Below are 539 nucleotides of genomic sequence, written 5' to 3' on the forward strand. Positions count from 1 at the left end.
AATGTTAGCAACTAGTGACAGGGGTTGCGCTCGTTGCAGGACTTAACCTAACACCTCACGGCACGAGCTGACGACAACCATGCAGCACCTTGAAAATTGTCCGAAGAAAAGCCTATTTCTAAGCCTGTCAATTCCCATTTAAGCCTTGGTAAGGTTCCTCGCGTATCATCGAATTAAACCACATGCTCCACCGCTTGTGCGGGCCCCCGTCAATTCCTTTGAGTTTCATTCTTGCGAACGTACTCCCCAGGTGGATTACTTATCACTTTCGCTTAGTCTCTGAAACTTGCGCCCCAAAAACGAGTAATCATCGTTTACGGCGTGGACTACCAGGGTATCTAATCCTGTTCGCTACCCACGCTTTCGTCCATCAGCGTCAGTTAAAACATAGTGACCTGCCTTCGCAATTGGTGTTCTAAGTAATATCTATGCATTTCACCGCTACACTACTTATTCCAGCCACTTCTAATTTACTCAAGACTTGCAGTATCAATGGCAGTTCGACAGTTGAGCTGCCGGATTTCACCACTGACTTACAA

At 46.6% G+C, this 539-nt stretch carries 1 rRNA gene; it reads right to left on the bottom strand.

What is annotated here, in order from left to right:
• Positions 1 to 539 (bottom strand): 16S ribosomal RNA (locus AC23MB_RS14355); the annotation flags it as partial.

The organism is Soonwooa sp. T0.1_25, from assembly GCF_057652215.1.